Raw genomic sequence first — 9,855 nt, 5'->3', positions numbered from 1 at the left:
CGGTGGTCCGGGTGCGGTGCCGGTCGGTGCGGTGACTCCGCCCGCGCCCGGCGTCCCTGGGACGCCCGCGGCGATCACGGTGCCGGGTGGGACTCCCGGAACGCCGCCGGTTCCGCCGTCCTCGACGGGCACGTCGGTCAACACCGGCACGCCCCCGCTGCCCGCGACGCCGGGCACGCCGGCCGCGTCGTCGGTGCCCGGGAACTATCCCGGTCTGCCGCCGACCCCGGGCACGTCGACCGGCGTCAACAGCGCGACGCCGCGGTCCCCGATCCCGGGCACCCCGGGCAGCTCGGTGGCGCTGGAGGATCTGCTGACACCCCCCGGAATGATCCGGTCGGTCCAGGACGCGACGTCCTCGGTGGTCAGTGTCCTTCCGCCGCCGCCGGCTCCGGTGCCCGGCGGGGCCGGATCGGTCAGCGTCGGTGTTCCCGCGCCGCCGGACCCGTTCACCCCGCTGGCCGCGACCAGCCTGTCGAACCTGGTGTCGCCACCGTCGCTGAGCATCCCGTCGATCCCGGGTCTGCCGGTGCCGCTTCCCAGTGAGCTGCCGGTCCCGTCCGACCTGCTCTGTGTCGGCACGGATTGGTCTGCCACGCAGGCGGATTCAGGTCCGGCTCCGGTCAACGCCGACATCCCGCGGGCCCTGATCACGGGTACGGCACCGGCCGGTGAGGGCCGGGACCGGTGGGACACCCACTAGACCCGAACGCCCCGGCCGTCCGTCCTCCCGCTGCGGGAGGTTCGGACGGCCGCGGCCGTTGGGCCCGGAACTGATTGGCCGAGCGGCTGTCTCGGGGCTGTCAGCGGGCCGATGCCTGCGCGTCGGCGACCAACTCGCCGGCGACCTTGATCAGCGGCACGTTGGTGTCCTGTGACAGCTTGCGCAACAACTCGAACGCCTGGACGGCGTCCACCCGGTAGCGCTCCATGATCATGCCTTTGGCCTGTCCGATGATGTCCCGGCTGGACAGTGCCCGCTTGAACTGGTCCTCGCGGCGCGCCGAGTTCCAGGCCACCGACGAGTGCGCGGCGAAGATCAGCCCGAGAGTGCGCGACTCGGGGGTGAAAGCCTCGGCAGTCTCGGCGTAGACGTTCAACGCACCCAGCGTCTCGTCGGCGATGAACAACTGAAACGCCATGATCGCGCGGATGGGCGTCTCGGCCAGCGCGTCGCGCCGGTAGTTCGGGAAACGATCCTCGGTCTCCAGGTCCCGGACGTGGACGACGCGTTCCTCCCACGCCGCGGTCAGGCAGGGTCCTTCCAGGTGCTGCTGCTGGATCTTGTCCAACAGCAGCGGCCAGTGGTGGGTCGCTGCCGGGGTCTCGATGCGATTGGCGTTGCGGGTCAACGTGATCCCGGCGTACTGCGCGCCAGGGATCTCAGCAGCGGCGATCTCGGCCAACTCCGCCACGACGGTGTCGGAGTCGGTGTCGGACCTGTTGTGTAGTCCCTGGACAATTTCGGCCACACGTAGATGTGCGGCCTCCATGCCGGCTGGATCGATCATCCCTCACCGTCCGATACTCACGCGTCAATATGGCACTACAGGCTACCGCTGACCGCAACGGTCGGTGCAGGCATGGGAAATGTTGCTTCTGTGACCGTTTGCTGCGGTAGTCGGGGTGGTTCGGGGCCCGGTTGCGTGCCTGATGGGGGCCGTTTCGTACGACGTCATACGCTTCCAGCGAATTCACAGGGACGGTCAGAGCGCCCGCAGATACCGGTCGGTGACCACCCGCTGCACCAGCGAGGTCACCGGGGCGCCGAGCCGGCTCCACCACGTGCCATGCCGGGAGAACGCGGTCACCTCCGCAGACACCTGCCCGGTGTCGGGCGCGTAGCGCACCAGGAACAGCTCCTCGCCGGATACGGCGTGTCCGGGCAGGGTGCCGTAGGCGAAACCCCGGCGGTCGGGCTCGTCGACGACATAGACCACCCGGCACGGTGCCACCACGGGTCCGAGATGCACCAGAACCTCGGTTCCCACGGCCGCCACGGCGGTGGTCGCCTCCACGCGCAGCCCCGCCCCGCGCAGCATGCCCCACCGCATGCCTGCCGCGGCGGCCTGTTCGAACCGGTCCCGGCCGTGACCGATCACCGACGACTTCTGCACATGGTGGTAGCCGGCGGGCAACTCGGCGGCCGTCGCGCCCACCTCCGGGTAGGTCAGTGCCCGGCCCGCCAGGTCAGTCAGTTTCACGGTGCCAGCTTGGCACCGTCCGCGTACCGTCGGAGCGGTGACCGCCGCCCCCGCACCGACCTTCGCCCTCGGTGGCAAGCTCACCGTCAATCGTCTCGGTTTCGGCGCGATGCGTCTGACCGGCAAGGGCGTCTGGGGGCCACCGGCCGACCGGGATGAATGCCTGCGGGTGCTGCGCCGGGCCGTCGAGCTCGGTGTCGACTTCATCGACACCGCGGACTCCTACGGGCCCTACGTCAGCGAGGAACTGATCCGCGAGGCGCTCTATCCCTATGACGGCGTCGTCATCGCGACCAAGGCGGGCCTGCTGCGCACCGGTCCCGACGTCTGGGAGCCCCTCGGGTTCCCGGCCTACCTGCGCCAGGAGTGCGAGCTGAGTCTGCGCCGGCTCGGTGTGGACACCATCGACCTGTTCCAGCTGCACCGGATCGACCCGAAGTTCCCGGCCGAAGACCAGATCGGGGAACTGGCCCGACTGCAGCAGGAGGGCAAGATCCGGCACATCGGACTGTCGGAGGTCGACGCCGACCAGCTGGCCGCGGCGCGTGCGGTCGTCCCGATCGTGTCCGTGCAGAACATGTACAACCTCACGATGCGCGGCTCCGAAGCGGTGCTCGACGTGTGCGAAGCCGAGCAGATCGCGTTCATCCCGTGGTTCCCGCTGGCCGCCGGGCCGCTCGCGGCACCCGACGGCCCGTTGCAGCGCATCGCCGCCGAGCACGGAGCCACCCCGTCGCAGCTCGCGCTGGCCTGGCTGCTGCACCGGTCGCCGGTGATGCTGCCCATTCCCGGCACGTCCAAGGTCGCCCATCTGGAGGAGAACGTGGCCGCGGCGGCCATCGCCCTGACCGAGGCCGAGTTCGAGACACTGGGCAACGCCGGCGCCGCCGCGGGCTGAGCAACCAATACGGTGGGCGGGTGAGCACCAACAGCGCGGCTGACACACACGTCGGTTCTGGACGCGACGCCCGCGTGGGTGGCGGATTCAATCCGCCGAAACCCACCGACCGTGGGGGACCCGACTACGGGCGGTTCGTCGAGGCGGTGCGGACGCTGCAGGATCACGCGCGCGCCGCGGACGCCCCCGACGAGGTGATCACCCAGGCTGCCGACCTGATCGAGAAGGCGTCGGCGCTGCTGGCTCCGTTCGACGCCGACGAATGGTCTTCGCCGTCGGGCCGCCGGATGGACCTGCCCAACCGCGGCAACATCCTCAGCCCGCCGGTCGATCTGCACGTCACCGAGGACGGACGGGTGCGGGGCACCGCCCGGTTCCGCCGCTACCACCTCGGCCGCAACGGCGCCGCACACGGCGGCGCGGTGGCCCACCTGTTCGACTCGCTGCTCGGCTTCACCGCGTTCAAGCTCAGCGGCAGCAAGGCCCAGCGCACCGCGTTCCTGCACGTCGACTACCGCAAGATCGCGCTGATCGGCGCCGAGCTGCAGGTCGACGCAGTGATCGACGACATCGTCGACCGCAAGATCTTCGTCTCGGGCCGCCTGCTCGACGGCGACCAGGTGCTGGCAGAGGCGCACTCGCTGTTCGTCAAACTCAAGCCGGGGCAGCCGTGAGCGAAGACACCGGGCTGCGCGGGCTGACCCACAAGTGGGCGCGGTGGCGGGACCGGCTGCGCCAACGCCGCGCCCTCGATCTGGCCTACCGCATCGCGGTCGGCGTCGTGGGCCTGCTGGTGCTGGTCGTCGGCATCCTGGCCATCCCGTACCCCGGCCCCGGCTGGGCGATCGTGTTCCTCGGCCTGGCGATCCTGGCCACCGAGTTCGAATGGGCGCACCGGCTGCTGCGGTACGTCCGCAAGCGCTACGACGCGGTGATGGACTGGTTCAAGGAGCAGGGACTGTGGGTGCAGGCCCTCGGCGCGCTGTTCACGTTCGCCGTGGTGGTCGGGACCTTGTGGTTGCTGGGAGCGCTGGCGTTCGTCGGGGGACTGTTCGGGATCGAACACAGCTGGCTGGATAGCCCCATTGGTATCGGGGCGTGAGCCCCCGCACCGATAGCATGGTCGCGGTCGACCCGGCCCGCACCCACCTGAACGTTTGGAGAACCCAGCGATGAGCGCCCCCGCCCGCCCCGCCCCCGTAGCCCCGATCCGGGTCGCTGCCGGGACGACCGCCGGGCAGGCGGTGCGTGACGCCGGCTTGCCGTCCCGCGGCGCGTCCGACGCCGTCGTCGTCGTGCGCGACCCCGAGGGTCGGTTGCGGGACCTGTCCTGGATTCCCGACGCCGACGTCGAGGTGGAGCCGGTGGCCGCCGACACCGACGACGGCCGCAGCGTGATCCGGCACTCGGCGGCCCACGTCCTGGCCCAGGCGGTCCAGGACATGTTCCCCGAGGCCAAGCTCGGCATCGGCCCGCCGATCACCGACGGCTTCTACTACGACTTCGAGGTCGCCGAGCCGTTCACCCCCGAACATCTCGAGGCCCTCGAGAAGCGGATGCGCAAGATCGTCAAGGACGGTCAGCTGTTCGAGCGCCGGGTGTTCGAATCCAAGGACCAGGCCCGCGAGGAGCTCGCCGACGAGCCGTACAAGCTCGAGCTCATCGACGACAAGTCCGGGGATCCCGACGTCATGGAGGTGGGCGGCGACGAACTGACCGCCTACGACAACCTCAATCCCCGTACCCGCGAACGGGTGTGGGGCGATCTGTGCCGTGGCCCGCACATCCCGACCACCCGCTACATCCCGGCGTTCAAGCTGACCCGCAGCTCGGCGGCCTACTGGCGCGGCGACCAGAACAACGCCAGCCTGCAGCGCATCTACGGCACCGCGTGGGAGTCGCAGGAGGCACTCGACCGCCACCTGGAGCTGATCGAGGAAGCGCTCAAGCGCGACCACCGCAAGCTCGGCGTGGAGCTGGACCTGTTCAGCTTCCCCGACGAACTGGGTTCGGGCCTACCGGTTTTCCATCCCAAGGGCGGAGTGGTGCGACGCGAACTGGAGGAGTACTCGCGGCGCAAGCACATCGAGGCCGGCTACGAGTTCGTCAACACCCCGCACATCACCAAGGAACAGCTCTACATCACCTCCGGGCACCTGGAGTGGTACGCCGACGGCATGTTCCCGCCGATGCAGATCGACGCGGAGTACAACGAGGACGGCACCGTGCGCAAGCCCGGGCAGGACTACTACCTCAAGCCGATGAACTGCCCGATGCACCACCTGATCTACCGGTCACGGGGGCGTTCCTACCGGGAACTGCCGTTGCGGCTCTTCGAGTTCGGCAGCGTCTACCGCTACGAGAAGTCCGGCGTGGTCCACGGGCTGACCCGGGTGCGCGGCATGACCCAGGACGACGCGCACATCTACTGCACCCGCGAGGAGATGCGCGACGAGCTGGCCCGGCTGTTGCAGTTCGTGCTGGAACTGCTGGCCGACTACGGCCTCGACGACTTCTATCTGGAACTGTCGACCAAGGACCCCGAGAAGTTCGTCGGCTCCGACGAGCTGTGGGAGGAAGCCACCGAGACGCTGCGCGAAGTGGCCGAATCCTCTGGCCTGCAACTGGTGCCGGACCCCGGGGGAGCGGCGTTCTACGGGCCGAAGATCTCGGTGCAGGTGCGCGACGCACTGGGACGCAACTGGCAGATGTCGACGATCCAGCTCGACTTCAACATGCCCGACCGCTTCGAGTTGGAGTACACCGCAGCCGACGGGACACGCAAGCGGCCGGTGCTGATCCACCGCGCGCTGTTCGGGTCGATCGAACGGTTCTTCGGGGTGCTCACCGAGCACTACGCCGGCGCCTTCCCCGCGTGGCTGGCGCCGGTGCAGGTGGTCGGCATCCCTGTCGCCGACGACCACATCCCGTACCTGGAGGAGCTGGTGACCCGGCTGCGCGGGCTCGGCATTCGCGCCGAGGTGGACACCAGTGACGACCGGATGGCCAAGAAGATCGTCAACCACACGAACCAGAAGGTGCCGTTCATGCTGCTGGCCGGCGACCGCGACGTCGAGGCCGGCGCCGTCTCCTTCCGGTTCGGCGACCGCACGCAGATCAACGGCGTGCCGAGCGACCGCGCGGTCGAGGCCATCGCCGACTGGGTGCGACGCCGCGAAAACGCCGTTCCCACAGCCGAACTCGTCGAGATCAATGCTGAAGCGGACGAGGGGTGACGTGGACTCCGAGGACACGATCGTAGACCGCGGCGTCGGCGACCCGGACCAGCTGCAGCGGCTCTGGACGCCGCACCGGATGACCTACATCGTCGACGCGGTGAAGGCGGATCCGGAGACGTCGTCAGAACCGTTCACCGACATCCCCAACATGTCCGACGAGGACGGATTGGTCGTCGCGCGCGGGAAGCTGGTGTACGCGGTGCTCAACCTCTACCCGTACAACCCCGGCCACCTGATGGTGGTCCCGTACCGTCGGGTGGCCGAACTGGAGAGCCTCACCGAGGCCGAGAGCGCGGAGTTGATGGCCTTCACCCAGAAAGCCATCCGGGTGATGAAAACGGTGTCGCGGCCGCACGGATTCAACGTCGGCCTCAATCTGGGCACCTCGGCCGGCGGCTCGCTGTCCGAACACCTGCACATGCACGTCGTGCCGCGCTGGGGCGGGGACGCCAACTTCATCACCGTCATCGGCGACTCCAAGGTCATCCCGCAACTGCTGCGGGACACCCGCCGGTTGCTGGCCGCCGAGTGGGACAGGCAGCAGTGAGCGATTTCTACCTGATGACCCGCGCGGCGTACACCAAGTTGTCGCGACCGGTGGCCAAGGGGGCGCTCAAGCTGGGGCTGACCCCCGACAGTGTCACCATCCTGGGCACCGCCGGCTCGGTGCTGGCCGCGCTGACCCTGTTCCCGATGGGGTATCTGTTCGCCGGCGCCTTCGCGGTCGCGTTCTTCGTGCTGGCCGACATGCTCGACGGGGCGATGGCCCGGCAGAGCGGCGGCGGCACGCGGTTCGGGGCGGTGCTCGACGCCGCCTGCGACCGGATCAGCGACGGCGCGGTGCTCTGCGGACTGCTGTGGTGGGCGGTGTTCGGGCTGCACAGCACCGGCCTGGCGGTGGCCACCATGATCTGCCTGGTGTCGTCGCAGGTGATCTCCTACATCAAGGCCCGGGCGGAGGCCAGCGGTCTCAACGGGGACGGCGGCCTGATCGAGCGTCCGGAACGCCTGCTCATCATCCTGGTCGGGGCGTGCTTCTCCGATCTGCCGTTCTTCCCGCTGCCGTGGCTGCTCGACGTCGCGATGTGGGTGCTGGCGATCACCAGCGTCGTCACGGTGGGGCAGCGGTTGCACAGCGTGCGGACCTCGGCGGCGGCCATGGACCCGCTGCCGGCGCGCGAAACCGGGGACACGTCGGAGACCACCGACCAATGACAGAGCACCCGACCGGGTCCGGCGGAGGTGCGCGGGGGCTGCTCTCGCTGCCGTCGGCGGTGGGGGGACAGCTGGCGGACTGGGGCTACGCCGCCGGTTGGCGGCTGGTCCGTGCGGCCCCGGAGACCGTGGCGCGCAACACCTTCGACGCCGGCGCCCGATGGGCGGCCCGCAACGGCGGACCCGAACAGCTGCGCAGGAACCTCGCACGGGTGGTCGGGACGACTCCGGGGGACGTTCCCGAAGCCCTGATGCGTGCCTCGCTGGCGTCCTACGCGCGGTACTGGCGCGAGGCGTTCCGGCTGCCGGCGATGGACCACGCGGACCTGGCCAGACGCCTGCGCGTGCACGACATCGAGTTGCTGTGGGGCGCGCTGGAGACCGGCCGCGGCGCGGTGCTGGCGCTGCCGCACAGCGGGAACTGGGACATGGCCGGGGTGTGGCTGGCGCAGAACCACGGCACGTTCACCACCGTCGCCGAACGGCTCAAGCCCGAGTCGCTGTACCACCGGTTCCTGGCCTACCGGGAAAGCCTCGGCTTCGAGGTGGTCCCGCTCTCCGGCGGTGAGCGGCCACCGTTCGACGTGCTGCGCGACCGGTTGCTCGGCAACGGCATCGTGTGCCTGATGGCCGACCGGGACATGACCCGGACGGGCGTGCCGGTCGACTTCTTCGGCGAGCCGAGCAGGCTGCCTGCGGGCCCGGCCAAACTCGCGCTGACCACCGGTGCGGCGCTGCTGCCGGTGCACTGCTGGTTCGAACCCGACGACTGGGGCATGCAGGTCTATCCGGAACTCGACACGTCGTCCGGGGACGTCATCGCCATCACCCAGGCCCTGGCCGACCGGTTCGCGACCAACATCGCCGCCCATCCCGAGGACTGGCACATGATGCAGCCGCAGTGGCTGGCCGACCTGTCCGACGAGCGCCGGGCCCGCCTGGAGTCTTACGGATGAGGATCGGGATGGTCTGCCCGTATTCGTTCGACGTTCCCGGCGGGGTGCAGTCGCACGTGCTGCAGCTGGCGACGGTGTTCCGCGACGCCGGCCACGAGGTCAGTGTGCTGGCGCCCGCGTCCCCGGAGGCCGGGGATTCCCTGCCCGACTTCGTGGTCTCCGGCGGCCGCGCCGTGCCGATCCCGTACAACGGCTCGGTGGCGCGGCTGCGCTTCGGTCCGGCCACCCACCGCAAGGTGAAGAAGTGGCTGCAGCAGGGCGATTTCGACGTGCTGCACCTGCACGAGCCGAATGCGCCCAGCCTGTCGATGCTCGCGCTGAACATCGCCGAGGGCCCGATCGTGGCCACCTTCCACACGTCGACGACGAGGTCGCTGACGCTGTCGGTGTTCGAGCCGTTCCTGCGGCCGATGCACGAGAAGATCGTCGGCCGCATCGCGGTGTCCGACCTGGCGCGGCGCTGGCAGATGGAGGCCCTGGGCAGCGACGCCGTGGAGATCCCCAACGGTGTCGACGTGGCCAGTTTCGCGTCGGCGCCGCTGCTGCCGGGCTATCCGCGGCCGGGCCGCACCGTGCTGTTCCTGGGCCGTTTCGACGAACCCCGCAAGGGCATGTCGGTGCTGCTCGGCGCGCTGCCGGCGCTGGTGGAGCGGTTCGCCGACGTGGAGATCCTGGTGGTCGGCCGCGGCGACGAGGACGAACTGCGCGACGAAGCCGGCCCGCTGGCCGGCCATCTGCGGTTTCTCGGTCAGGTCGACGACGCCGACAAGGCTTCGGCGATGCGCAGCGCCGACGTGTACTGCGCGCCCAACACCGGTGGGGAGAGCTTCGGCATCGTGCTGGTCGAGGCGATGGCCGCCGGGACCGCCGTGGTGGCCAGTGACCTCGACGCGTTCCGGCGCGTCCTCGACGACGGGCAGGCCGGCCGGCTGGTGGCCGTCGACGACTCCGCGGCGCTGGCGGAGGGACTGATCGACGTGCTCGCCGACGACGCGGCCCGCGCCGGTTACATCGAGTACGCGACCCGGGCGGTGCAGCGCTACGACTGGTCGGTGGTGGCCCGCCAGATCCTGCGGGTGTACGAGACCGTCGCCGGCGCCGGGGCGAAGGTTCAGGTCGAGTCGTGATCCCCTGGGTGACCGCGGTCGTCATCGCGGTGCTGCTCGCGGCGATCCTGCTGACCATCGGATGGGCGTACCAGACGGCGAACCGGCTGGACCGGCTGCACGTGCGCTACGACCTGTCGTGGCAGGCGCTCGACGGGGCGCTGGCCCGGCGCGCGGTGGTGGCCCGGGCCGTGGCTGTCGAGGCGTACGGCGGGGGACCGGAGGGCAGACGGCTGG

10 protein-coding genes and 2 pseudogenes are annotated in these 9,855 nt (G+C 69.9%); 10 read left to right on the top strand and 2 right to left on the bottom strand.

Features of this window, described 5'->3' with window-relative positions; translation table 11 throughout:
* Positions 1-703: pseudogene (locus MVA01S_RS26735) on the top strand (hypothetical protein); the annotation flags it as partial.
* Between the two features lie 100 nt (positions 704-803).
* On the opposite strand, the gene MVA01S_RS26730 reads toward MVA01S_RS26735, so the two are convergent.
* Together MVA01S_RS26730 and MVA01S_RS26725 are read right to left on the bottom strand one after the other, a co-directional pair.
* Complete coding sequence (locus MVA01S_RS26730) at positions 804-1,511, bottom strand: GAF and ANTAR domain-containing protein (RefSeq protein WP_003933839.1); 708 nt, start codon at positions 1,509-1,511, stop codon at positions 804-806.
* A 195-nt stretch (positions 1,512-1,706) separates the two neighbouring features.
* Positions 1,707-2,204, bottom strand: a complete 498-nt coding sequence (locus tag MVA01S_RS26725; protein ID WP_003933840.1) for a DUF1990 domain-containing protein — start codon at positions 2,202-2,204, stop codon at positions 1,707-1,709.
* A 37-nt stretch (positions 2,205-2,241) separates the two neighbouring features.
* Between MVA01S_RS26725 and MVA01S_RS26720 the strand changes: the two genes are divergently transcribed.
* From MVA01S_RS26720 to MVA01S_RS26680, 9 genes and pseudogenes are all read left to right on the top strand, one after another.
* Positions 2,242-3,102, top strand: a complete 861-nt coding sequence (locus tag MVA01S_RS26720; RefSeq protein ID WP_003933841.1) for an aldo/keto reductase — start codon at positions 2,242-2,244, stop codon at positions 3,100-3,102.
* A gap of 20 nt (positions 3,103-3,122) precedes the next feature.
* Positions 3,123-3,776 (top strand): PaaI family thioesterase, encoded by a 654-nt coding sequence (locus MVA01S_RS26715; protein WP_003933842.1) that lies wholly within the window; start codon positions 3,123-3,125, stop codon positions 3,774-3,776.
* Positions 3,773-4,204 (top strand): TIGR02611 family protein, encoded by a 432-nt coding sequence (locus MVA01S_RS26710; RefSeq protein WP_003933843.1) that lies wholly within the window; start codon positions 3,773-3,775, stop codon positions 4,202-4,204. Before MVA01S_RS26715 ends, MVA01S_RS26710 begins: the two co-directional genes overlap by 4 nt.
* Before the next feature lie 70 nt (positions 4,205-4,274).
* Positions 4,275-6,338 carry a threonine--tRNA ligase gene (thrS, locus tag MVA01S_RS26705; protein ID WP_003933844.1) on the top strand — a complete coding sequence of 688 codons (2,064 nt, stop codon included), beginning with the start codon at positions 4,275-4,277 and terminating at the stop codon, positions 6,336-6,338.
* Positions 6,316-6,888: an ATP adenylyltransferase gene (locus tag MVA01S_RS26700; protein WP_040543188.1), complete on the top strand. Its 573-nt coding sequence runs from the start codon at positions 6,316-6,318 to the stop codon at positions 6,886-6,888. The genes thrS and MVA01S_RS26700 overlap by 23 nt, the downstream gene beginning before the upstream one ends.
* Entirely contained in the window at positions 6,885-7,556 is a 672-nt protein-coding gene (gene pgsA / locus MVA01S_RS26695) for a phosphatidylinositol phosphate synthase (RefSeq protein ID WP_003933846.1), read from the top strand. The genes MVA01S_RS26700 and pgsA overlap by 4 nt, the downstream gene beginning before the upstream one ends.
* Entirely contained in the window at positions 7,553-8,512 is a 960-nt protein-coding gene (locus tag MVA01S_RS26690) for a phosphatidylinositol mannoside acyltransferase (RefSeq protein WP_003933847.1), read from the top strand. Before pgsA ends, MVA01S_RS26690 begins: the two co-directional genes overlap by 4 nt.
* Positions 8,509-9,639 carry a glycosyltransferase family 4 protein gene (locus MVA01S_RS26685; RefSeq protein ID WP_003933848.1) on the top strand — a complete coding sequence of 377 codons (1,131 nt, stop codon included), beginning with the start codon at positions 8,509-8,511 and terminating at the stop codon, positions 9,637-9,639. Before MVA01S_RS26690 ends, MVA01S_RS26685 begins: the two co-directional genes overlap by 4 nt.
* Positions 9,636-9,855 (top strand): annotated as a pseudogene (locus tag MVA01S_RS26680) (exopolyphosphatase); the annotation flags it as partial. The gene MVA01S_RS26685 and the pseudogene MVA01S_RS26680, both read left to right, overlap by 4 nt.

The organism is Mycolicibacterium vaccae NBRC 14118 = CIP 105934 (genome assembly GCF_001552715.1).
In the GTDB taxonomy this organism is placed as follows: Bacteria; Actinomycetota; Actinomycetes; order Mycobacteriales; family Mycobacteriaceae; genus Mycobacterium; species Mycobacterium vaccae.
Note: the sequence above shows the minus strand (reverse complement) of the source record. Positions and strands in the feature narration are given on the sequence as shown.